The sequence below is a fragment of the Atopostipes suicloacalis DSM 15692 genome (assembly GCF_900129085.1).
Lineage (GTDB): Bacteria > Bacillota > Bacilli > Lactobacillales > Carnobacteriaceae_A > Atopostipes > Atopostipes suicloacalis.
Window position 1 is genome coordinate 1 of the sequence record NZ_FQUF01000012.1, and the last position, 26,143, is coordinate 26,143.

21 protein-coding genes are annotated in these 26,143 nt (G+C 34.5%); all 21 read right to left on the bottom strand.

From position 1 onward, the window contains the following. Positions 1-758: tagatose 1,6-diphosphate aldolase (locus tag BUB96_RS04635; RefSeq protein ID WP_073297089.1), on the bottom strand; the 758-nt coding region annotated here is incomplete at its 3' end. A 19-nt stretch (positions 759-777) separates the two neighbouring features. Beyond that, a complete protein-coding gene (locus BUB96_RS04640; RefSeq protein WP_073297091.1) occupies positions 778-1,716 on the bottom strand; it encodes a hexose kinase in 939 nt (312 codons plus the stop codon). 33 nt (positions 1,717-1,749) lie between these two features. Next, complete coding sequence (locus tag BUB96_RS04645) at positions 1,750-2,895, bottom strand: SIS domain-containing protein (RefSeq protein WP_073297247.1); 1,146 nt, start codon at positions 2,893-2,895, stop codon at positions 1,750-1,752. A 279-nt stretch (positions 2,896-3,174) separates the two neighbouring features. Then, entirely contained in the window at positions 3,175-5,169 is a 1,995-nt protein-coding gene (gene tkt, locus BUB96_RS04650) for a transketolase (RefSeq protein WP_073297094.1), read from the bottom strand. A gap of 36 nt (positions 5,170-5,205) precedes the next feature. Beyond that, on the bottom strand, positions 5,206-6,798 hold the full coding sequence (locus tag BUB96_RS04655) for a xylulokinase (RefSeq protein WP_073297097.1): 1,593 nt from the start codon (positions 6,796-6,798) through the stop codon (positions 5,206-5,208). Positions 6,799-6,908: 110 nt separating this feature from the next. After that, the gene (araA, locus tag BUB96_RS04660) at positions 6,909-8,333 is read right to left on the bottom strand and encodes an L-arabinose isomerase (RefSeq protein ID WP_073297100.1); all 1,425 of its coding nucleotides are present in this window, start codon (positions 8,331-8,333) and stop codon (positions 6,909-6,911) included. Positions 8,334-8,349: 16 nt separating this feature from the next. Then, the gene (locus BUB96_RS04665) at positions 8,350-9,048 is read right to left on the bottom strand and encodes an L-ribulose-5-phosphate 4-epimerase (RefSeq protein WP_073297103.1); all 699 of its coding nucleotides are present in this window, start codon (positions 9,046-9,048) and stop codon (positions 8,350-8,352) included. 16 nt (positions 9,049-9,064) lie between these two features. Beyond that, on the bottom strand, positions 9,065-10,168 hold the full coding sequence (locus BUB96_RS04670; RefSeq protein WP_073297107.1) for a GntR family transcriptional regulator: 1,104 nt from the start codon (positions 10,166-10,168) through the stop codon (positions 9,065-9,067). 122 nt (positions 10,169-10,290) lie between these two features. Next, positions 10,291-11,739, bottom strand: a complete 1,449-nt coding sequence (locus BUB96_RS04675; protein WP_073297251.1) for an alpha-N-arabinofuranosidase — start codon at positions 11,737-11,739, stop codon at positions 10,291-10,293. Between the two features lie 15 nt (positions 11,740-11,754). Continuing rightward, the gene (locus BUB96_RS04680) at positions 11,755-12,705 is read right to left on the bottom strand and encodes a glycoside hydrolase family 43 protein (RefSeq protein WP_073297110.1); all 951 of its coding nucleotides are present in this window, start codon (positions 12,703-12,705) and stop codon (positions 11,755-11,757) included. Between the two features lie 139 nt (positions 12,706-12,844). Then, complete coding sequence (locus BUB96_RS04685; protein WP_073297113.1) at positions 12,845-13,423, bottom strand: DUF624 domain-containing protein; 579 nt, start codon at positions 13,421-13,423, stop codon at positions 12,845-12,847. A 56-nt stretch (positions 13,424-13,479) separates the two neighbouring features. After that, positions 13,480-14,352, bottom strand: coding sequence for a carbohydrate ABC transporter permease (locus tag BUB96_RS04690; protein ID WP_084136848.1), 873 nt, complete (start codon positions 14,350-14,352; stop codon positions 13,480-13,482). 12 nt (positions 14,353-14,364) lie between these two features. Next, entirely contained in the window at positions 14,365-15,273 is a 909-nt protein-coding gene (locus tag BUB96_RS04695; RefSeq protein ID WP_073297116.1) for a carbohydrate ABC transporter permease, read from the bottom strand. Between the two features lie 88 nt (positions 15,274-15,361). Further along, on the bottom strand, positions 15,362-16,654 hold the full coding sequence (locus tag BUB96_RS04700; protein WP_073297119.1) for an ABC transporter substrate-binding protein: 1,293 nt from the start codon (positions 16,652-16,654) through the stop codon (positions 15,362-15,364). A 113-nt stretch (positions 16,655-16,767) separates the two neighbouring features. Beyond that, positions 16,768-18,270: an alpha-N-arabinofuranosidase gene (locus tag BUB96_RS04705; protein WP_073297122.1), complete on the bottom strand. Its 1,503-nt coding sequence runs from the start codon at positions 18,268-18,270 to the stop codon at positions 16,768-16,770. A gap of 74 nt (positions 18,271-18,344) precedes the next feature. Then, positions 18,345-19,844, bottom strand: coding sequence for an arabinosylfuranosidase ArfA (gene arfA / locus BUB96_RS04710; RefSeq protein WP_073297125.1), 1,500 nt, complete (start codon positions 19,842-19,844; stop codon positions 18,345-18,347). A gap of 48 nt (positions 19,845-19,892) precedes the next feature. Further along, on the bottom strand, positions 19,893-20,996 hold the full coding sequence (locus BUB96_RS04715) for an ABC transporter ATP-binding protein (protein WP_073297128.1): 1,104 nt from the start codon (positions 20,994-20,996) through the stop codon (positions 19,893-19,895). 387 nt (positions 20,997-21,383) lie between these two features. Beyond that, positions 21,384-22,379, bottom strand: a complete 996-nt coding sequence (locus tag BUB96_RS04720) for a D-2-hydroxyacid dehydrogenase (protein ID WP_073297131.1) — start codon at positions 22,377-22,379, stop codon at positions 21,384-21,386. 24 nt (positions 22,380-22,403) lie between these two features. Beyond that, positions 22,404-23,462, bottom strand: coding sequence for a PTS sugar transporter subunit IIC (locus BUB96_RS04725; RefSeq protein WP_073297257.1), 1,059 nt, complete (start codon positions 23,460-23,462; stop codon positions 22,404-22,406). A gap of 347 nt (positions 23,463-23,809) precedes the next feature. After that, the gene (locus BUB96_RS04730) at positions 23,810-24,409 is read right to left on the bottom strand and encodes a DNA-3-methyladenine glycosylase family protein (protein WP_073297134.1); all 600 of its coding nucleotides are present in this window, start codon (positions 24,407-24,409) and stop codon (positions 23,810-23,812) included. Positions 24,410-24,713: 304 nt separating this feature from the next. Then, positions 24,714-26,138: an ATP-binding protein gene (locus tag BUB96_RS04735; protein ID WP_073297137.1), complete on the bottom strand. Its 1,425-nt coding sequence runs from the start codon at positions 26,136-26,138 to the stop codon at positions 24,714-24,716. Between the last annotated feature and the right edge of the window lie 5 nt (positions 26,139-26,143).

Consider the following 26,143-nt stretch of genomic DNA (forward strand, 5'->3'; position numbering starts at 1 on the left):
GTGACTCCTGCACTTAAGAAAATAAACGGTAAGTGTGTATTATCACTTTGTTCTTTAAAAGCTTTCGCAGCTTCTTCTTTGGAGTAAACAACTTCCCCTTTAGAATATCCTTCAACAAAGTTCATATTTACAGGTGTTTCCATTTTTAAAACGTCGACATTATATTGTGGTTTAGAAAATTCTTTAATCGCTTCATTTACTTTATGCGGTTTTATTTTTGCATACTCTGGCGATTTAGCATCTTCGATCTCCGCATCATAGGTTAAAATTTCTAAGTAGTAAGGAACATCTTCACCGACACATTCGCTACCGACTCGTTCAACAAACGCTTTTTTCTGATCATTAATTTCGTCACTTTCATCCACATCATAGTAAAGTAACAATTTAATCCCATCGACACCTTCATCCATTAAACGCTTCACGGATAAACCATCAATTAAATCAGGCAAACGGCCGGGAACAGTATTGTCATAACCTGTTTTCTCATAAGCGAGCAATAATCCGGCATCCTCATCCCGTGCTTTTGCGCCCGGCAAACCATAAATCGGATCTAATAAAATCGATGAAGCATAGGGAGTTAACTCTTCAGAAACAATTTCTTTTAAACGTTCAATCTCTTCATCTGTTGCTTCAACATTTAGGGCACTAAACATCCGATTCATTGCACCTCGTTGGTCAATCGCCAATGCTTTAATAAATCCATCGTTTGCAGACAGACGATCCATTGCGGCTTTTTTGTTTTTAGTTAGTTTTAGCACAAATTTTTCCTCCATATATTTATTTCTTTATTTTTTCTACTTTTACTTGATTAAAATATTCTTTAAAATTTGCTTTATTAATACGCCCTGTTCTTTCTTCCATGGTATTAAGCATGCCTGTTGTCATAGCTATTTTAAGTACTTCTTCCCAAGATAGTTCTTGATCTATTCCCATAGCTAATCCAGCAATAGTTGCATCTCCAGAACCTACTGGATTAACCACTTTAATTTCGGGAATGGAAATCTTGTAGAAGGTATCCTGAATCTTAGCAAATGCACCATCCGCACCCATTGAAACAACGATAGCCTCTACTCCATCAAATAATGAATTAGATAACGCTTCTTTTAATCCTTTAATATCAAAAGTTGTTTCTTGTTCCAATAAAGCATTTAACTCATCTGTATTTGGTTTAATTAAAAAAGGTTTTTTATCACCCAACAAAGTTTGCTTTAATGCTTCTCCACTTGTGTCTACTAAGATTTTTACATCTTTTCCATGACTTTTTTGGAGAAGTCTTTGATAGTAATTTGGAGATAGACCCTTTGGTAAACTTCCAGAGATTGTGATGACATCCGCTTCTTCTATCAACTTTTCAAATAACTTGAAATATCTATCTCCTTCTCCACCATCCAATGTTGGTCCTGATTCTAAGATTTCTGTTTGATTGCCTTCATGTAAAATGGCAATACAATTTCTCGATTCTTTATCAATTTTTAAAAAGCGATTAGGAACATTTTCATCATTTAATTGATCTATAATATACGCCCCTAGGCTTCCTCCGAGAATTCCAGAAGCAATTAATTCGCCATCCATTTGCTTAATGACCCGACTAACATTTAATCCTTTTCCACCAGCTGTTTTACTAACATTTTCTACTCTATTCACATCATCTATCTTTAAGATATCGACTGGATAGGAAATATCAACGGATGGATTCATTGTGACTGTTACAATCAAGTTCTTCTCCCTTTCATTCAATCATTTTAATCGTTATTTATTGTAGTCATGAATTGTTACACCTTTAACAACACGATTTACTGTTCCTGCAGGTGATGGATTATCCGGTGCATGTCCTAATTTGATTGATGCATGTAGAGAAACAAGTTGTCCAAATAAAATATATGGTAAAGCTAAAAATGCATCTGGTAAGACTGAAGCTTTTTCAGCTATTTCAAAGTGATTCCCTTCAAAGTTCCCTTCAGAATCTACTTGGACAGCTACTATTGATTCTGCAATATCATCCGCTCTTAATTCATCTAACATATCCACATCATATTTTCTCGTATATAAGTCATTAGATACAAAGCCAAAAATTAAAGTTTGTTGATTCACAAATGATTTTGGTCCATGTCGGAAACCTAAAGACGACTCAAAAGATGCTTCAGCTTGTCCTGCTGTTAATTCTAAAACTTTTAGTTGTGCTTCTTGAGCAAGGCCTTCTAAACTTCCTGATCCAAGGTAAATAATTCGTTCAAAATTAGTATCTAATGTATTTTCAACCTGGTCAGCTTGTCCAAGAACCTGGTTTCCAGATTCAATAATTTGAGTCACATAAGATTCTTCTGTTTTTTCATCTAATGAACCAAAAACAAGTAAAGCTGTTAGTGTCATACAAGTATACGAGCCTGTCATAGCAAAACCTTGGTCATTTGAACGTTCAGGCATTAATAGGAGTAAATTTTTGTCGTCTCCTTCTGCTGCTTTTGCCAATTGACCTTCTGCCGCACAAGTTATAGTCATTTGGTAAAAATCATCTACAATTTCTTTAGCTAGATCTACCGTTGCTACACTTTCCGGACTATTTCCACTTCGGGCAAATGATACTAAAAGAGTTGGTGTTTCTTTTTGTAAATATTGACTGGGATTTGAAACAATACTCGTTGTTGGAACACTTGTCACACTCCATTTTGTTTCATCTAGTTTATCCATTAAATAAGGAGTTACCGTCTTTCCAACATAAGCAGAAGTTCCAGCTCCTGTAAAGATAATTTGAATTTGATCATGTTTACTGCTAATTTTTTCTAAATACTTTTTAACATCATTTCGATTTTCTTTATAGATTGAATAGGTCTCTTCCCATAATTCAGGTTGTTGATAAATTTCTCGAGCAGTAACAGATGCTCCTACTTTTTCCATATTATTAATGTCATATTTTTCCAATTTTATACCTCCATATTTTTACGTTCTATTGGTTACTACCAGTTAGGTTTATCTTAATAGTAAACGATTTCTATGTCAAGTAGAATAATAGATGAATGCCGTTTATCTTCTTAGCCTTATTTGAAAATAAGGACTTAGTTCACTTATCTAATTTATTATCGTACTAAAAATAAAAAAACTAGCAGCTTAACTTCTCAAATAAGAGGTTAAGCTGCTAGTAAAATTATTTTTTTCACTTACTAAATTTCATTTATTTTAATTCATTGAAAGATACTCTTTCACTACCTTTTCTACTGTAAATCCTAAAGACTCAATAACCTCTTCACCTTTACCGCTTGCTCCAAAGCGATCAATGGCCATAATTTTTCCTTCTGTCCCTGCATAACGGTCCCAACCAAAAGGTGTTCCCATTTCAATCGCTACACGTTTTGTAAGATGTTTTGGCAAGACTGATTCTTTATATTCTTCTGATTGTAATTCAAACAACTCAAAACTTGGCATAGAAACAACTGCTACATCATGCCCTTTTTCGCGTAATTCTTTTTGGGCTTCCATCGCTAATTGAACTTCAGATCCTGTCGCTAGAAGTAAACCTTCCGCTTCTCCTTCTGCTGGAGATAACACGTACGCACCTTTTTCTACGTTTTCCATAGCTAATTTTTCTGTGTTAGGAAGGATAGGCAAGTCCTGACGGGTAAGTGCTAATAACGTTGGACGAGTTTTAGACTCTAAAGCCACTTTCCAAGCAGCTACTACTTCATTTGCATCTGCAGGTCTTAACATCGCTACGTTTGGCATACCCCGATAACTAGATAATTGTTCAATCGGTTCATGGGTCGGCCCATCTTCACCCACTGCCACTGAATCATGAGTTAGTACGTAAATGGCTGGAATTTCTGACAAAGCAGCTAAACGTACGGCTGGGCGTAAATAATCTGAGAACACAAAGAATGTAGATACAAATGACTTTGTTCCCCCATGGAGTAAAATTCCATTCAAAGCTGAAGCCATCGCGTGTTCACGTACGCCATACCAAATGTTTCTTCCCGCATAATTTTCTGAAGAAAAATCCTCAGCGCTATCAATCATTGTTTTATTGGATCCCGACAAGTCAGCTGACCCTCCCCAGAAATTAGGAACAACTTCAGCAATTGCATTAATCACCTCTCCACTTACAGAACGAGTAGCGATCGCGTCTGTACCTTCTTCATATACTGGTAAATTCTCTTGCCAGTCTTTTGGAAGTTCGTCCTTCATCGCTTGTTCAAACCGCTCAGCTAATTCTGGATAGTCCTTTTTATAATCTTCGAGTAATTGATTCCAATCAGCTTCTAGTTTTTGGCCATTTTCTGCAATATTTTTATTGAATCGGTCGTAGACTTCTTCTGGAACAAAGAAATCTTCTTCCTCCCATTTATAACTCTTTTTCGCAAAGGCTGTTCCATCAGGTCCTAAAGGAGCACCGTGTACTGCAGAAGTTCCCGCATTTTCAGCTCCGAAACCTATCTCTGTACGAATTTCGATAATCGTTGGTTTATCAGTGACTGTTTTTGCTTTTTCAATGGCTTCATCAATATCAGCTATGTTATTTCCATCCTCAACATAGCCATAATCCCAACCATAGGCTTCAAAGCGTTTATGGATATCTTCACTGAAAGCTTTGTCTGTGGGTCCATCCAGTTGAACATCATTTGAATCATAAAGCATAATTAATTTTCCAAGTTTTAAATGTCCCGCTAAACTTGCCGCTTCATGAGAGATTCCTTCTTGTAAATCACCATCACTACATAAAACATATGTATGATGATCAACAATGGGGTAATCTTCTTTATTGTAAGTATCTGCTAAATGAGCTTCAGCCATCGCCATACCTACTCCATTTGCGATTCCTTGTCCTAATGGTCCAGTTGTTGCTTCTACTCCATCTGTTAAATGAACTTCTGGGTGTCCAGGGAGCTTACTGCCTAATTGACGAAATTTTTTCAAATCCTCTATTGAAACATCAAAGCCAGATAAATGAAGTAAGCTATATAACATAGCTGAACCATGACCCGCAGATAAAATAAAGCGATCCCGGTTAAACCATTGCGAGTTTTTTGGATTGGTGTTGTAGTGTTTTGCCCATAAAGCATAAGCCATTGGAGCTGCCCCCATTGGTAAACCTGGGTGCCCTGAATTGGCTGCTTCGACAGCGTCCACACTTAATGTACGAATTGTGTTTACTGCTAATTGATCGATTGTATCAAACATATTTTTATCCCTTCCACTTATAGATAGTTTTTAATATTAATCTAAATGATCTACTGCTGCTCTTTCCACATGAAGCATCTCTTTGTAACGCTCCATATATTGGCTGAAACTTAGAACACCAGTTTCTTCAGGTCTAAGCGTTTTTGCTTGTTGTGAGGCAAAAACTTCTGTGTTTAAATAGTCTACTAAAGATTGCCCTTCTTTTTTATTTACAGAATAAGCTGCTAAAGTAGCCATACCCCATGGTCCACCTTCTCCTGCTGTTTCCATCACAGAAACCGCAACATTCAAAGCGTCCGCCATAATTTGTTGTCCAACATTTTCTGTTCTAAAAAAACCACCATGACCTAGTAAATAATCCACTTGAACATTTTCTTCTTCGGTTAGAATATCCATACCAATTTTTAGGGTAGCTAATGCAGAATAAATTTGCGAACGCATGAAGTTTGCTGGCGTTAATTTGCTATCCGGCATTCTCACTAAAAGTGGTCTTCCTTCTTCAAAGCCAGTAATTGGTTCGCCAGAATAATAATTAGCACCTACAATTTTCCCGACATCTAAATCAGCATTTAATGATTCTTCATACAAACGAGTAAACAACTCATTTGTATCCACTTCAACATTCATAAGCTCCATTACTTCTTTAAAGAGCCCCACCCAATCATTAATATCAGAAGTAAAATTATTACAATGAACCATTGCAACAGGTTCCCCCGTTGGTGTAGTTACCATATCAATTTCTACATAATAATCGGATAATTCCTTCTCTAAAACAACCATACTAAAGATAGAAGTTCCTGCCGAAACATTCCCTGTATGCTCTGCCACACTGTTTGTAGCGACCATACCTGTTCCTGCATCCCCTTCTGGGGGACAGAATGGAATTCCAGATTGGAGAACCCCCGTCGGATCTAATAATTTAGCTCCTTCTTCGGTTAATTGTCCTGCATGAACTCCTGCCGTCTCTACAGTTGGTAAAATATCTTCTAGTTTCCAAGCATAAGAATGTTCGTTTACTAATTCATTAAACTGTTGGATCATTCGTTGATTATAATTAACAACTTCACTATCAATTGGAAACATTCCTGCTGCTTCCCCAACGCCGAGAACTTTTTCTCCGGTGAGTTGCCAATGTACATACCCTGCTAAGGTTGTCAGAAAATCAATATTTTCCACATGCGCTTCATCATTTAAAATCGCTTGATAAAGATGCGAAATACTCCATCTTTGTGGAATATTAAATTGGAATAATTCCGATAGTTTTTCTGAAGATTCTTCTGTAATCGTATTTCGCCAGGTTCTAAATGGAACAAGCTGATTTCCATCTTTATCAAATGGTAAGTACCCATGCATCATCGCAGAAAAACCGATGGAACCTACTGTATTTAATTTTACTTTATGTTGTAGCTCAAATTTTTTAGCTAATTCTCGATAAGCTGCTTGTAGACCGGACCAAACATCTTCTATACTATACGTCCAAATTCCATCGACTAATTCATTTTCCCATTCGTGTTCGCCGCTGACAAGTGGCGTATGATCGTGATCAATCAAAACGGCTTTTATCCTAGTAGAACCGAATTCAATCCCTAAAGCTGTTTTCGATAGATTAATTGCTTTTGTCTCTGACATTTTATATCACTCTCTTTCTAATTATATTTCAAGAAGCGTAAAATTTCATATAATTTTAAAAAAGAGCTATCTAGAAAGCTCCTCCAGATAGCTCCTAATAGAGGAGCAAATTAATCGATTAATACGACCTCTAAATCTACCATCTTCGCCCAATCTAAAATAACTTCTTTTTCTAAAGCTAAGGTAAGGACTGTATGGTGGCCGCCCCCTGCTTCTAACCATTGTTGAATACCTGATTTGAAGCCTGGGTTTGGTTTCCAGACTACTCGAGCAACGGGTAAATTTGGCGCTTCTTCTTCAGGTGTTACCGCTTCTACTGTATTCACAACTAAACGATAGTGTGTACCTAAATCTAGCATAGATACAACAACACCTTCACCAGCTTTTCCATCAAAGACTAAGCGAGCTGGATCTTCTTTGTCCCCTATACCTAGAGGTTGTACGACTACACGAGGCTTTGTCTCTGCTAATGTGGGATCTACTTCAAGCATGTGCGATTGTAAAATATATTCATTTCCAGGTTCAAGGTTATAAGTATAGTCTTCCATAAACCCAGTAGATGTATTTTGAGTCATCGCTTTTACTAATCGATCTAAAGCAGCTGTTTTCCAGTCTCCTTCTCCAGCAAAACCGTAACCTTGTGCATTTAATCTTTGAACAGCCATTCCTGGCAATTGTTTCATACCATGCAAGTCTTCAAAGTTTGTAGTAAAGGCTGTATAGCCACCTTTATCTAAGAAGGATTTTAGTCCAATTTCAATTTTAATTTGTTCTTTTACTTGTTTTTCATAGAAATCTGGGTCATTGTCTCCTGGAGTCATTTCATAAAGTTTTTGAATTTCTTCATAAACTTTTTGAATCTCTTCTTCGGTCACTTGATCCATTTCTTCTACCAGGTCACCAATTCCAAAGTAATCTACCGTCCAACCAAATTGAATGGCTGCTTCTACTTTATCTCCTTCGGTAACTGCTACATTTCTCATGTTGTCACCAAAACGTGCAACTTTAATCGCTTGGGATTCGACAAAACCAATTGCGGATAACATCCAGTTTTGGATTTCGGAAAGGACTTCTTTATCTTCATAATGCCCCATAATAATCTTATTATTTTTTCTTAAACGTGCATTAATAAAGCCATATTCTCTATCCCCATGTGCACTTTGGTTTAAGTTCATAAAGTCCATATCAATGGTATCCCATGGAATAGCCTGATGATATTGAGTCGCTAAGTGCAGCAATGGTTTTTGTAATAATTTTGTTCCAGGAATCCATATTTTAGCAGGTGAAAATGTGTGCATCCATGTAATCACACCTGCCACTTGATCTTGATAATTAACTTCCTTCATCAAATCTTTTATTTCATCTGCTGTCTTCACAACATCTTTAAAGATGACTGGATAAGGTAAATCAAGATGATCATTAATACTTTGAGCCATCTCTTCCGCGTGTTCTCTCACACTATTTAATGTATCTTCTCCATATAAATGTTGACTTCCAACAACAAACCAAAATTCTCTCTGTTTACTTTCTAACATTTGTCCACTCCTATCTTTATTTACCCTGTCCGTAATACGCATCTTTTCCATGTTTTCTTAAATAATGTTTATCTAATAAACTTTGACTCATTTGAATATTTTCTGCGTTCAACTGAAGGGAGTGATATGTCATTTCCGCAACTTGTTCGAGTACTACTGAATTGTGTACCGCTTCTGCAGGTGAATCTCCCCAAGTGAAAGGACCATGATCATTGACCAAAACTCCTGGAACTTGATTCGGGTTGATATCCTTTTTATTAAAAGTCTCAATAATGACAGAACCTGTTTGTTTCTCATAATCTACTTGAATTTCATCCTTTTTCATTTCCCGCGTTACCGGAATCGAACCATAGAAATAGTCCCCGTGTGTCGTTCCTGCTGCAGGAATATCCAAACCTGCTTGAGCGAAAGATACAGCCCAAGGAGAATGGGTATGTACGATGCCCCCAATATCTGGAAATGCTTTATATAATTCTATATGTGTGGCAGTGTCGCTTGATGGATTCAAATTCCCTTCAACAATCTCACCATCAAAATTGACAACAACCATCTGATCAGATGTTAGTTCATCGTATTCTACCCCGCTCGGCTTAATGACGATTAAACCTTCTTCCCGATCAATTCCACTTACATTTCCCCAAGTAAAAGTTATCAAATTATACTCTGGCAAAAGTAAATTTGCTTGGTAAACTTTTTCTTTCAATTCTGTTAACATCTCTATCTCCTTTCTTTTATTCTACAACTTTTTCCGTTTTATTTAATGACTTTGTTGAATTTCTAATAATTAATTCAGAAGGAAACACAATAGGTTTACGGTTAAATTCTGGATTTTCAATCGAATTTATAATCCATTGAGCCGCCCGTTTACCCATTTCCTCTTTTGGATGTTCAATAGTTGTTAAGGCCACGCCAGGAAACGAAGTGCTTAAAAATGAGTCATCATGACTCACAATAGAAATATCTCCTGGTATTTTTAAACCTAGACTTTGAATTTGTTGAATCGCACTGATTGCAATTTGGTCGTTATAGCAGATAATTCCCGTTGGAGGATTATCACTATTCACTAAATCATTTATTTTCTTAGGAATTTCATGTCTATTTTCTGTATCAAAAAAGATTACATGATCATTTTCATAGGACATTCCTGCCGTATGTAGAGCCTCAATATATCCTTTTAATCTTTTTTTTCCTTGTGAGTCATCTGATTTAGTAATTATGGCAATCTTTTCATGGCCAAGATCCAATAAATGGTTAGTCGCTATTCTACCCGCACCTTCATCATCCATTGTGATAAATGGAGTATCTAGCTCTTCATAAGATGCATGTAACATTAAAAGTGGGATTTCTTCTTCCAAAATATCTAAATAATAATTTAAATTTGGATTCAAGAGATTACTTTTTGTTGGTTCAATAATTAAACCATCCACTTCGTGTTCTAACATCTTTTCTAAGTTCTCGCGTTCACTTTCAACATTGTTTTGCGTACTAGCTAGCATTAAAGAGTACTGATGTCTGCTTAGTTCCTTTTCAATCCCGCGAATAATCGATGGAAAGATATAATCCGAGAGATAGGTTGTCACCACACCAATTGTTTTCATTTTCTTCGATGATTTTTTTGAATGTCCATCACTAACATATGTTCCAGAGCCATGAATTTTAATTAGATAACCTTCTTTTACTAACTCAGAAATTGCTTGACGAATAGTATGCCTACTAACATTGTATTCATCTCTGAGATCCATCTCTGACGGAATCTTACTATCGAGTGTGTAAACATTACTTACTATTTTATTTTTTATATCATCTTTAATCGCTAAATATTTTGGTTGATTCATATCAGTACTCTCCCACTACAATATTTTATTACTTCTTCCATCTCTTAATTCAAATTGTTTACTGCTTTTTCTATGGATTAAAATATTGTAAAATAGCTAGACAGAATTAAGTCTTTAAACAATTAATCAAGATCTATTAACAAAGTAACCACACTTTTCGGAGGTAAAGTAACGCTCAATTTACCTTTTTCAAGTTCAAAGTCACTAAATCCTTTTTTCGTTACATTCTCAGGATCTTCAAAAGTATTGTGAGCATCCATTTGGTCAGCCGTTAAAATCCAACCTTCTGAATTTGCTTTATTCAATCCTGAAATATTAAATTTAACTGTTTCTTCGTTTTCCAAACCAAAGTTAGTGACTGAAACAGCTAATTTATTGTCTTTCTTAGAAATAGTATAATCAACAAACTCACTAGTATCACCATAAGCTTCTACTAATTGGGCATCTTGATGGTATTTATACATATCAAAAACATGATATGTTGGTGTTTTAATCATCTTTTCCCCATCAGTAAGCAACATGGCTTGTAGGACGTTAATCATTTGCGCAATATTTGCCATGTGAACTCGATCTGCATGACGATGAAAAATATTCAGTGTAATACTTGCAATCATTGCATCGCGAATTGTATTTTGTTGGTATAGGAAACCAGGATTAGTATCTTCTTCAACCGCTAACCAAGTTCCCCACTCATCTACAATTAGACCTACGCGTTTTTCAGGGTCATATTTATCCATAATCGTACTATGTTTGGTAATGAATTCGTCCATCAAGTAGGCACTCTCAATAAGTGAGAACCATTCTTCTTCTGGGAATCCTGTAGCAGGACGTTTATCTTCCCATTCGGCTGCAAGTGCGTAATGGTGTAAACTTAAACCATCCATAAATGGCCCTGCAATTTTCATTAATTGTTCTGTCCAGTTATAGTCATCTATATTTGGCCCACAAGCAATCTTGTAAATAGAATTATTGTTATAGTTTTTAACATACGTTTGGTAATGTCTATATAAATCCGCATAGTATTCTGGACGCATATGACCACCACCACCCCAGTTTTCGTTACCAATTCCAAAGAATTCAACATCCCAGGGATTATCGCGGCCATTTTCTTTTCTTAAGTTAGCCATTGGTGACTCTCCTGGGAAAGTCATATATTCAATCCATTCCTGCATTTCTTGAACCGTTCCACTACCAACGTTTCCATTAATATATGAATCAGCACCAAGTAAATCTAATAGATGGAAAAATTCATGAGTACCGAAATGGTTATTTTCTACGGCAGCTCCCCAGTTCGTATTAACAATTCTTTTTCTGTCTTCTCTTGGTCCAATTCCATCTTTCCAATGGTATTCATCTGCAAATAATCCACCAGGCCATCGAACTAATGGAACCTGAATATTTTTTAAAGCTTCCACTACATCTAAACGAATTCCTTTATCATTAGGTATTTCGGAGTCTTCTCCTACCCAAACCCCTTCATAAATTCCTCTACCTAAATGCTCAGCAAATTGTCCATAAATATATTTACTGATCTTCGTCTCTGATTTATTTAGCAAAACTTCAATTGTCATATTTTTTTCTTCCATTTATCCTCCTGGTTTACCAAATACTGGGAAATCTTCTTCATCCCAAGTAAATACTTGTGCATTCGCATGTCGATCTGGGTTATCTAATGGATCCCCTTCTTTATTCTTTTCAGGACGAGCATGATAGATTAATACATCATGTTCCCCATCTTCAGATTTTGTAAATGAATTATGTCCAGGGCCAAACAAACTATTTTCTGGTGCACTCTCAAACACTGGTTCTTTTGCTTTATGCCAAGAATAACCATCGAGTAAATCATCATCTTCATTTGCCCAGAGTAAGCCCATGACATAATTTTCATCTGTTGCACTAGCAGAATAAGAAATAAATATTTTATCTCCTTTTTTAATGACAGCTGCTCCCTCATTTACTAAGAAACCAATTTTCTCCCAATCGTATTCAGGAATGGTCAGTAAGGTTGCATGTCCTTTCAAGGTCCAAGGATTTTCCATCTTTGAGATATAAAGATTAGAATTTCCTGGGATTGCTGGATCTTTTTGAGCCCAAACATAATATAATTCATCTTTATGTTCAAAGACGGTTGCATCTAGTGAAAAACTATTGATATGTGTTTTAATTTGGCCTTTTTCGACCCACTCACCCTCTAAAGGATTATCAGCGTCACACTCAATCGCATACATCCGATGTTGGAATATATCATTTTTAGTTTCGCCTGTAGAAGCAGCAGCAAAATAAATATACCATTTACCTCTAACATAGTGGATTTCAGGTGCCCAAATTAATGCACTCATTTCACCCTCTTCGTGTGCTCGCCAAACTGTTACAGGTTCAGCATCCTTTAACTCATTTAGAGTTTTAGCTCTTCGAACTTCTATTTCTTGATATCCTGGTACTGAACCCGTGAAATAGTAATAGCCATCCGAGTGTTTATACACCCAAGGATCTGCTCGCTCTATAACAATTGGATTTTCATAATGTTTCTTCAACATTTTTAACTTCCTTTCTAGCTAAGTTTAATAAATTTTTAAAAAACTCTTATATAAACTGATTACTTATAAGTCTACAATTTCAAATTATGTGAATTACATTTTATAAATTTTTTAACATTGTTTAATTTGTTTAGATGTATTAAATAGTATCTATTTTCAAAATAATTTTTACAACGGAAGTACTGATAATAAATATAACGGGAGGAAACAAATCTACTAATAACAAAAATAAAGATATTAAACATCCATAAATTAATGTCCGACCGATATTCAATGTTGTATAAGAAACAACCTTTTTTAATGTGTTTATAAACTTCAATTTATTAGTTTCTCTAACAGTAATTAAATAGTAATTAACAACTATTCCTATAAACAGTAATAGACTCACCATCATTATTAACACAATGATTAAAGTGTTTTGCGCGTTAATAGGTAATAAATCAGTAAAATTTATATAATAAATTCCCGTAATAAATATTAATAAGATACTCATTATTACATCAATAGAAAAAACACTTCTGAAGAAATATCTTAAGTAAGGAACTAATACATCTTTATTATTTTTAGTATTCCAATCGCTAACAACATGAAATAAGGAATTTATGGCTGGTCCAATTGTTATTACCGGTAAGATAGAGAGTAAAAACAAAATGTTTAAAACTACATGATTCGTCAAATCAGTAAATATTTGATATATTTTACTATTTATAATTTTCATTACTTTCTCCTCATACCGCAAAATTTTATCTTTATTAGTTAATAAATTTTATTTTTTTATCCCTTCAATCCAGCTGTAGCGGTTCCTTGTACAAAATATTTTTGTAAAAATACATATAAAACTAACAGTGGTAACATTGCTACTACAGCTCCAGCCATTACAGGTCCATAGAAAGATATATGTTGTCCAGTAAATAAAGCTAATCCTGCAGGGAGCGTTCTCATATCAGAAGTAGTCGTTAACATTAAAGGATATAATAAATCATTCCAACTATTCATAAGAGTAAACATTCCTAAACTTAGCATCGCAGGCTTAATTAAGGGAAGCATTATCTTATAAAATATCTGAAACTCATTAAGGCCATCAATTCTGGCAGCTTCTTCTAGGTCTTTAGGTAAATTTATAAAGAAAGAGCGCATCATAAAAATACCAAAAGCAGAAGTTGTTCTAGGTAATATTAATCCGGTGTAAGTATCGATTAAACCCATTCCACTTATTTCTAAAAATAAAGGGATCATATATACCTGAAATGGAATCATCATTGTTAAAAGTACTCCATAATACAAAATGTTTTTCCCTCTAAATTCCATTCTTGACAAGGCATATCCAGCTAATGAATCTAAGAAAACAGAAATAATAGTTACTCCACCAGCAAAAATCACAGTATTTTTTATATAACTCCACATAGGTATTTGATTAAAAACTTTTATATAATTATCCAGAGTATAATTTTCTGCAAAGAGTTTAGGCGGCCATGAAATTATATCTTTTTCGAATTTAAAAGATGAAATAACCAACCAAACAAATGGAAACAATATCAAAAATAATAATAGAACAACAAAAAAATAATATATTATTCTACCAAATTTAAATTTATTATTTTTGTAATTTTTCTTTTTCTTTTCTATCGCTAAAGTATCTTTATTCATATTATTCACTCCTTAACTCATTTTTTTCTCTTGTCTAAATGTTATTATAGTTGTAATAGTAGTTATTATAGCAATTATTACAAACAGTACTGCTGATAACGCAGATGCATACCCTAATTCATATGGTGATGAAAATCCTCTCGAATATATATACATTACTGCCGATTCTGTTGCATATTGGGGACCGCCACTTGTAGTTATATATATTTGGTCAAAAACTTGCATGGAACCGATTAAGTTTGTGATAGCTAAAAATCCTATTGTAGGGATGATTTGTGGGATAGTTATGTGGAAAAATTCTTGTGCTTTAGTTGCTCCATCTATCTCTGCTGCTTCATACAGTGAATCTGGAATAGATTGAATAGCAGTAAGTGAAATCGTCAAACTTACCCCAAAATTTTTCCATACAGTTAATGCAGCTACTAGTGGCATAGCCATATTGGGATCTCTAAAAAATTGTGGAATAGGCAAACCTAATTTAAAAAGGAAATAAGGAACGGCACCTATATTTGGATCTAAAATCATAGCCCAAATAATTCCAGCTACTGTAAATGAAATTACTACCGGCATGTAATATACTGATCGAGTAAGTCGATTGAATCTTGTATTTCTTTTTAGAAGGAAAGCCGTAGTAATTCCTAAGATAATTTGTGCAGGTGTTTCAAGCAAGGTAAACTGTAATGTATTGATTAACGCATTAATTGCTCTTTCGTCTTGAAAAAAACGTAAAAAATTTTCAAGACCAACAAATTTTGTATTAGTAAAAAACAGATTAACATCTGTAAAGCTTAATGCAAATGTTCCTACTAATGGTAGCACAATAAATATTAATAAGATCAATATTGACGGTAACATAAACAAATAAGCAGCATGATTTGGTTTATTCCAAAATTTTCCTAATGAGTTTACTTTATTTTTCATATTCCCCACCTTTTATTCTTTGAAAATAAAAGGAATCTTTCTTAAAAGATCATCAAAGATTCCTTTTTCATTCTCATTGGTCTCTTACTTATTTTACTATATCATTAATTTCTTGATCTGCTTGATTCATTAATTCTTCTGGATCTCCGCCTGTTAGTAAATTTTCAAGCATTGGTTCAATAATATCTGCGTTTATAGTTGGCATATCTATATTGCCAGGATATAATGGTTCCGCGAAATCTAATTGTTTGGTTAACTCTGAAACAATTTCGTTATCTTGAATTTCTGAGTCTTCTTTTACTGATTTTAGATATGTTGGGAAACCATTTTCGATACTCCATTTTTTACCTATTTCAGTAGTATTCCAATAACTAATGAATTCATATATTGCCTCAGTTTTATTATCATCTGTACTTGAAGGAATTCCAAATCCTACTCCATCTAGAACTGCATAAGGAGTATCTGGATTAACTTGAGGTACAGTAGTAACACCATAATTAATTTCATTTGCAATTAATCCATTATTTAACCATGGCCCATTTATATGCATTGCTATTTGTCCAGACATTAACAAATTATCTAATTCTGCTCCCGAAATATATTCCGGCCCAGATTTATTTTCATGAATTGCTTCTTGTATTTTTTCAAGAACCTCTAAAGTTTCATCAGAAGCAAAAGCTGATTCCGTTTCATCCTCATTTAAAATCTGTCCACCATTTTGGATTATCCAATTATAGAGAATAGCATTACCATCATGATTTATAGTAAATCCATGTGTATTTGTAGAAGGATCTGCGATTTTCACAGCATTTTCTATTACTTCTTCCCAAGTTTCTGGAGCTTTTTCAGGATCTAAACCTGCACTCTCATATAAATCTTTATTCCAGTAAGTAAACATTCCTTGTACTTGCATTGGTATAAAGTACTGTGTTCCGTCAATTTCTCCTAGTTCTAAAGCGGTCTCTTCAAAGTTATCTTGGTCAACACCTTCATAATTCCAGAAGTCATCTAAAGGTTTTACTGCGCCATTATTAACATATTGAGCAAAATCCACATTATTCATAAGTACAAAATCCGGTCCAGACCCTGCAGTAATTGAAGTAGGCAATCTTTCATTGAAGTTAGCCCATGTCATAACTTCCATTTTTATATTTATGCCTTTATCGTTTGTTTGATTAAACTCATCTACTATCTCTTGAAGTATTTCTCCATCAGAAGCAGTGAATCCATTCCAAAAGGTAAGTTCCGTTTGACCACTATCGTTACTTCCATCTGAATCAGTGGAATCTTCTTTATCATTTCCACATGCAGTTATAAAGAATAATGAGGTTAATAATACTGTAAATATCTTAAAAAATGTATTAGTCTTTTTATTTTTCATTTTACTTCTTCCTTTTCTATTAGCTATTTTTTAAAACTAGACAGCTCCATTAACAAAAAATATTCTTCTGCACCTCCTCAATTTATTATAATATTAGAAGAAAATAGTTTTGCTTATTTGTTTAAAATAAAAGTATTCCATGAATATTTTTTCAAAGAAAATGACTTTTTATCATTATAATCTTTTGATATTGGTTTAATCTTATGAGGTACATCACGATGATTAATATCACTGAGTTTTTCGCTGAACATTTCAAAATGTGTTATTTTATCAAAATTAAAATCTATATTTAAACTCAACATATGATTATTATTTGTTTTGTTTACAGCATACACTATAATTGAATCCTCATTATTTACTACAACAGTGTCAATCATTCTTTTATTTGTTATATTATTATTCTCTCTATCAAGAGATTCTAATTTACTATCTAATACAGTTCCTTTAGAATATTTAGATAAATCTTTAAATACAAAATAAGTAGGATTAACCCAGGATTTTCCATCTTTATCTGTTAATATTAAAGGTATAGTATTTACCAATAAAGATTGGCATCCTATTTTTACTCGATCACAGTTTCTAAGCAGTGCTAATCCCATGCTTCCGAATAACAGACTATCTTCCATTGTAAAGTAAGTCCAGTCAATCGGACTTCCTACTTCAAATTTTTTATTTTCCTTTTTGGGTTGAGAATGTACATTCCATTCGTCAAATGCTAAATATATTGTTTTATCACTTCTTTTATGTGCTTTTACATAATCACAAGTTGCGATTACTTCTTTTATATGGTTCTCAAATTGTATAGATTTTGCCAAAAACTCTTCCGTGTCATACATCTCGTTTTTAGGTGGTCTTGTTAAATCTGATTCATCATATTTATCAAGATAATTATGCAGAGATAAGTAATCAATGTTATCGTACGCTTCTTCTAATACTATTCTATCCCATTCAGGATAAGTATTTAGTCTAGGTGTAGAACTACCCACCAAAATAGTCTTTATGTCTGTATCAATTTTTTTTATTGCCTTGCTGGTCTCATTTGCTAATCTTCCATATTCTTCGGCTGTCTTTGCTCCAATTTGCCATGGTCCATCCATTTCGTTTCCAAGACACCATGTTTTAATATTGAATGGTTCTTCTGCTCCGTTCTTTTTCCGTAGCTCACTCCAATATGTTCCACTATCAAAATTACAATATTCTACAATGTTTACAGCTTCTTCAATACCTCTGGTTCCTAGATTAAGTGTAAATATCACATCAGTACTCAAACGATCTGCATATTCAATGAATTCATGAAGTCCAAATTCATTTGGTTCTATGCCTTGCCAAGCAATATCCAATTTTGTTTTTCTACCTTCTTTCGATCCAATTGTATCTTCCCAATTATAAGCCGAAATAAAGTTTCCTCCTGGATATCTTAAACACCCTAACTCTAAATCTTTTGCTAACTCTAAAACGTCTTGTCTAAAACCATTTTCATCAGCTAGTTTGTGGCCAGGTTCGTATATCCCAGAATATATTACACTTCCCATATGCTCTATAAATGAGCCAAATAAAAGATTACTAATTTTCCCTATTTCATAATCTTTAGTAGCCTTCAATACAAATTCTGACATAATTACTAACCCCTTTTAAATGTTACTTCCAATACAGAAATATTAATAAACTTAATAAAATCAAGCTTATATATCTATTTGAGAGAAATTCTTATTGTATTCCATGATAAAGGTTTAAGTTCTCCAACTAGTTCATTTCCATTGATCTCAAAATCATTATTATCTGCAAGTTTAATTCCATCATGATCTTGTTCGTTTGTTAGTTTGATGTCATATCCTGCTAATTCAGTTGATTCAACAATGCTCTCTAAAGTAAAGCCATTTAATGTTGTAGTAAAGTTAACGCTTTCTTCCTTAGAACGATTAACCGCAAATACAACGACTTCATCCGCTTCTTCATTATGGACAGCAATAGTTTCAACATAAGGAACTTCTGAGAAGTCTTTTGATGCATAGGTTTCTGATTCCACAGAAGGCGTTAAGACATTTCCTCTACCATAATTTGAAACTTGCATAAATGGATAAAAGATAGGTTGTTTCCATGCTTCACCATTTTCAATCGTCATAATTGGTGCAATAACGTTTACTAATTGAGCCAAGCAAGCAATTTTTACTCGATCGGCATTCTTTAGTAAAGTAATTAATAAACAACCAACCAATAAAGCATCTTCAAAGTTGTAAATATCTTCTAATAATGGTGGCGCAATTTGCCAAGGTTCCATCTCATCATCCGCTTTGTTTGAGTGATACCATACATTCCACTCATCAAAAGATAAATTAATTGTTTTATCTGAACCATTTTTAGCCTTCACAGCGTCACAAATAGCGACAACACCTTTAATAAATTCATCCATCTCAATTGATTTAGCTAGGTAGTTCTCTAAATCCTCTTCTTGATTGCCCCAATACATATGTAAGGAGAGGTAGTCCACATAATCATATGCATGATCCAAAACCGTGTATTCCCATTCACCAAATGTAGGCATCTTACTTGAAGAACTTCCACAAAGGACTAATTCGATTGAGTCATCTACCAACTTCATTGCTTTCGCTGTTTCTGTAGCTAAACGTCCATACTCATCCGCCGTTTTGGCTCCTATTTGCCATGGACCATCCATTTCATTTCCAAGGCACCAAGTTTTTATTCCAAATGGTTCTTCTGCACCATTTTCTTTTCGTAAATCACTCCAATAGGTACCCCCTGGGTGATTACTATATTCTAAAAGATTTCTAGCTGCGTCTACGCCTCGAGTTCCCAAGTTTACAGCCATGTTCACTTCTGTATCTGCTTGTTGCGCCCAATTCATAAATTCATGTAGCCCAACTTCATTGGTTTCAACTGTACGCCAAGCTAAATCAAGTCTTGTCGGACGATCTTCTTTTGGTCCAATACTATCTTCCCAATTGAAGCCAGATACAAAGTTTCCACCTGGATAACGGACTAACGGAACATTCAACTCATTCACTAAATCTATAACATCTTGTCGAAATCCATCTTCATTAGCTGTTTCATGTCCTGGTTCATAAATACCGCTATAAACAGCTCTTCCTAAATGTTCAATAAAAGAACCATATAATCTAGGATCTACTTCCGAAATGATATTTTCTCGATTAACAACTAAATCTGCTTTCATCTTTTCCTCCAGTTAATTTATTTATGCTTCCTTTTCAACTAAAAATGTTTATCTACTTATAACCTCTTCAGTCTCTACATCAAAGAAGTGAGCTTTGTTCATATTGAATGCAACCTCAAGTGTTTGTCCAGGTTCATGGTAATCTCTTGCATCGACAACAGCGACCATTTCTGTTCCACCTACATCAATATATAAAATGGATTCGGCTCCCGTTAGTTCAGCGACTGTGATCTCCGTTTCCATGACTGTCTCCGGCGATGCATCTAAAGCAATCTGTTCCGAATGAATATCTTCTGGACGTATTCCAAAAATGACTGTTTGCCCATCATAACCTTTTTGATCTAATGCTTTTTTCGTAGGAGCGCTTACAGCAAGATCGATCCCTTTTCCTGTAATTCGTCCTCCACTATAAGTCACTTCATGTAAATTCATTGCCGGTGAACCAATAAAGCTTGCAACAAAGGCATTATTTGGTGAATTATAGACATCAAAAGGTGTTCCAACTTGTTGAATAACCCCGGCATCCATGATGACAATACGATCAGCTAATGTCATGGCTTCTGTCTGATCGTGGGTGACGTAAATCATTGTGGTCTTCAATTCTTCATGTAGTTTAGCAATTTCTGTACGCATATGAACACGTAATTTCGCATCCAAGTTAGATAATGGCTCATCCATTAAGAAAACCTTTGGACTTCGAACGACCGCACGTCCTAAAGCGACTCGCTGTCTTTGCCCTCCAGATAATGCTGCTGGTTTTCGATCCAATAAATCGGTTAAACCTAACATCTCTGCCGCATGATTGACCCGTTCTTTAATTTCATCCTTTGGCATTTTACGTAATTTTAGTCCAAATGCCATATTATCAAAAACCGTCATATGTGGATATAACGCATAGTTTTGAAAAACCATTGCGATATCTCGGTCTTTTGGTGCCACATCATTTACGACGTCCGCATCAATGTATAAATCTCCTTCAGTAATTTCTTCAAGCCCTGCGATCATCCGCAGTGTAGTAGATTTTCCACAACCTGAAGGTCCGACAAAGACGATAAATTCATTGTCTTTTACATCCAAGTTAAAATCCGTCACGGCAAAATCTTCGGCATTTTCATAACGCTTATGAATATGTTCCAATTTTATTTCTGCCACCAATAATTCCTCCCTCAACTTTTTTAAATCGTTTTCAAGATTGAGCGTAAATTAACTGCTCTCTCCTCAAAAAAGTCGTACGTACAAACCACAAAAATAATTATTTTTAAAAAGTTTTTTTGAAATATGTCCTATTATTTTATCATTAATTACATTTGATTACGTTTTCATTCCACTTCTATAAAAAAGTCGTTCACACGACTTTGTTCAAAATAAAAAGAGGTTCGTACAACTTATCTTGTAATGAATTTAACACATCTTTTTTTACTAAGCAAGCGTTTTTTGTTTTTCTTCTTAAGTTTTATTTTTTTAGTTTCACACATAAAAAAGAGACTATGCCTATAGATACAGGTACATAGTCTCTAAATTTACTTTTAAAAATTTTAATTAGTTTACACGATTTTTCGTATCGCCAGTTTTAATCACTTCAAGAGTAGAATCCAAACCAATATTCATAATATTACGTACAGATACATTCGTATAAAAAGCAATATGTGGAGTGTATAAAACTTTTGGATGATCTAAAAGACGTTGGAATAATTCATCTTTAATTCCTGTCTCACGATTATCGGCCGGAACATAGGAACCTTCATTCTCATAAGTATCTAAAGCAGCACCCGCAAGTAAACCTTCATCCAAAGCTTTGATTAATCCTTCAGTATCGACAACCGATCCACGAGCATTATTAATAAGATAAGCAGAAGGTTTGAAATGTTTAAACATCTCGTAGTCAAATTGATGGTAGTTATCTGCTGTTGCCGGAACATGTAAAGTCACAACATCCGCTTCTTTTACAAGCTCTTCAACACTATCTTTATATTCTAAGTATTTTGTTGCTTCTTCATTAGGATACAGATCATAACCAATCACTTTCGCACCAAAACCTTTAAATAATTGTGCAGTTACTCGACCGATATGACCCGTTCCAATAACACCCACTGTCATTTCACCAAGTAGGCCTCCACGAATAGCTGGTTGCCAGCGGAAGTCTCGTTCGTTCGTCTTCTCTTCAATTTCACGAACTTTACGAATTAACATTAAAGCTTGAGTTAATACAAACTCAGCAATGGATTCTGGTGAATATACAGGCACATTACTAATAATAATGTCATTTTTAGTTGCTTCTTCTAAATCATAATAGTCAAAGCCAGCACTACGTTGTGCAATTTGTTTAATACCATACTCATGTAATTTTTCGTAAACTTCAGCTGGAACTTTCATGTTTTGACTAGTTGTTACTCCATCAAATCCTTTAGCCAAATGAACATTTTCAGGAGTTATTTGGCCATCAATAATTTTTACTTCTACATTATTGTCTTTTGACCATTTTTCTACAATTGGTAATTCTTCTTCTCGTACTTGATAAACAGCAATCTTAGTCATTTAATCTCCTCTTTCTAATAATTATTAATTTTCGTCACCAACAAATTTAAACACGTCATCATTGTATAAGTTCATTCGTGTAAATATTGTATGTGTTACAAAAGCTATAGCTAATGGAACAACCAAATATTGAACGATTAGAATCACTAGACGAATCATAACATTTCCTTCCATAAAACTGAAGGCAGTAATTGGGCCAGATAATCCTGTAATACCAAATCCAGCGGAAGCAGTTGTTCCTTGAATTTTGAAGAAGTAAGAAACTAAACCAGTCACCGCTGTATTAATCACAATTGGTAAAAACACAATCGGATTTTGTAAAACATTTGCCATTAATAATTTTGGACCCGAAAAGAAAAGAGTGAAAGTTGTTCCTGGATTGTTCACACGTGAAGATGCATAAACAAGAGTGAACAATGTAGCTGCAATCCCTACGTTTGCTGCACCAGCTCCCAAACCAGCTAGTGAAACTGCATAAGCAATAGCGACGGTTGATAAAGGAGTCACAATCATTATTCCAAACGTTACAGCTAATAATATCATCATTAAGAATGGTTGTAAGTTTGTGAAGTTCGCAATTAAATCACCTAAAAGCGCTGTAGCTTTAGCAACATAAGGTAATGTTAGCGTACCTACAAGACCAGGTATCGCTCCACCAATTATTGGAACAATAACAATTGTTAAATCAGGAAGACGTTTGCCATACCAACGAATAATCAATACAGAAATAATAACAGTAATAATTGTATTTACAAGATCTCCCGTACCATTTAATACCCAACCTTCTCCAACAAAACTAGCAGCTCCACTTCCGATAAAAGCAGCCCCAGCTACTGCTGCTGTATGTATTGGTGCAAAGCCGAATTGTATAGCTGTTAACATGCCCACTAAGAAAGGTACAGAGAAAGAAAATGTAGTAACAATTTGAGATAATGTTACCCACATCGCTCCATGATTGGCCAAAGCTTTAAAAACTTCTCCAAAAATTGCACTTGGGATTAAACCCACGACAATCCCCATTGCTGCACCATTTAAAATCTTATTCGTAAATTCTCCTACACTCATTTTTGGTGTATTTTCCATTTTTTCATCTCCTATAATCATCAATTACTCCAAAACTTCCATCCTTCGAATAAATATCACTCAATAAAGGATAAACGTTTTAGAAGTTTTCTTTTATTGTGAAAATTGTAACACCATAAAATGATTTTTACAAGACATTTTTCAATGATTTCTCAATATACTTTTATGCATTTCTACTCATCAAAAACTCATGAATACGCTACCCATAATGATAATTATAGATTCCTTCGGTCAACACGACAAAAATAACCCCTGTTATTTATAACGAATTTAATTAAAAATAGAGAAAGTTTGTTCATTGAATCACTCGAAGTTCGTGAAAAAGCAATTGAAACACATTCTTAGTTTTATTTACTCATCTCCCACAAATAAAGAGATGCTATTGTGGCATAAGGATGGTAATTTTCTTTATAACGATTGAAGGTCTTTTTTGGCAATTCTTCCATTTTGTATAATTTTTTCATTCCTCTCCGGATCGCTAAATCATGATAGCTAATAATATTTGGCCGTTGGAGCGAATGAATCAACAGCATTTCCGCCGTCCATTCCCCTATCCCCTTCAGTTGAGTAAGCTTGCTGATCACTTCCTTATCTGGTAATTTTTTAAACATCTTAAAATCTATCTCTTTACGTATTACTGATTCAGCAATCCCTTTTATATATTCAGCTTTCCTCATGGTCATCCCACATTGCTGGATATCTGTTATCTTTACTTTCATTATATTTTCAGGTGTTATTTCTCCTACAAGATTTAGAAACCTCATCTTAACTGTAAGTGCTGCTTGATTTGAAATCTGTTGACCAATAACACTAGAAATCAATGAAGAAAAAATATCCGGTTCAATAGGACGTTTAATCCTTCCTATCTCGTCCATCGCACGGCCAAGGATTAAATCTTTTTCTTTTAAATGTTCTATCTCTTTATCTCCATACTCAAAGTAATGCATATAATATCCCTTCACACTTAATTTTAATATGTTCTATTAGAAACCAAAAAATCTCCCGCAACTTATTCATACAAAATAAGTATACAGGAGATTGCATATTTTCGTATTTGTTGAAGACTACTCGAACATTACTCAACAGTTACTCGAAAGTACTCGAAAGTTACTCAACAGTTCTCTAAACAACCGCAAAACATTGTTGGGATAACATTTTATCATGTATTTCAAATTTAAATTTTCAGTTACTCCCAACCTACTCCCAAGTTACTCCCAACCTACTCCCAACCCACTCCTAAGTTACTAAAAATTAATTATCCTTAAGCGTATAAAACCTTTTAGGATCATTTTTCCCTGATCCATGAGCTACAACAATATTTTTCTTTAGTAATTTATTTATCCATTTACGGGCAGTATTTTCAGATCGGTCTATTAGCTCAGCTGTCTCTTTTGTAGTTAGTCTTCCACTATTATACAAATATCGAACAATAGCTTCTTCTTGTTCATTTAACTCTTCAAATAATTCTGGTGTTATGATTTCACTGACTCGTCCAGTTTCGCGGTCCTTACGAGCTACGATATTATTCTTCAGTGTCAATTGCACGGCACTTCCATTTGGTTCTTCATAAACGGGATCTTCTAAGAAATAGTCATTCATTTCTTTAAAAATTCGTCCTACCCCTTCGTTTGACTCCCTCACCCATTTATATTGAGTTAAAGCCGCCGCAAGTTTCGGGTTTCTAGAATAACGCTCTTCTTTGATATTTTCTAGAGTGACTGAAGCTGGTAATGCTCCAGGGCTATAAATTTCCAAACGATCATCAAACATTTTTATTCTAATATGGTCCCCCTGATTATCATAGCGCCTATGAATAATCGCATTGATCATCCCTTCAAACCATGCAAATTCCGGATATTCTGGAAGGGTAACGAATCGCCCATCTTTTCCTAAAAATGTAAAATCACGCAGCTGCGTCCGGATAAAAGCAGCAGCTTCTCGAATCGCTGTAGGTAGGGCTTGATCAAAAGTCACATCCTTTACAACATTTAAGCGTGCACCTGTTTCTTCCCTTGTCCCCTCATAGCGCATAAAACGGATACGTGCGCTCGGAAAGTAAGCAGGAATATTATTACTAAAAAGCAATAATCCCGTCACTGTTAATTTTCCATCACGAAGAAAGCCACGAGCTTTTAATAATTTTTCTGTAGAAACCGTTGTGTTCAATAATTGTCGGAATTCCTCAACTAATTCCTCATTTACATCTTCTATAGAGGAATACTCAACCAACTCTTCTTCAAATTTTCGGGAGCCTCTATCATATTCTAATTGTGTAATCTGAGGATAAGTTAATTTTTTACTTTTATCGTTAATGCGTAAAAAAACAGACTCATCTTTTAATGAAATAATTGAATCATAACTCGGCTCAACATAGAACAATAAAACTTCATCATTTTCTCCACTTGAATTTTTAATCTCTAGACGTTCTGTATCATATTTTGGAAGGCTGTTTAAAAAATCAAAAGGAGCTTCTAGATAATTCTCGATTATTTTTGCTTTAGGATATTTAAAACCTGTTATTTCTCCGTCATCTTCAATTCCAATTACTAAAGTTCCGCCTTCCGCATTCGCAAAAGCACTAAGATGTCTAGCGACTTCTCTAGGATGGATAACCGCTCGTTTTCTATCTAATAATTGCCCTTCAGGTTCTTTTTGATAATAATTTAAATTATCCACTTTAG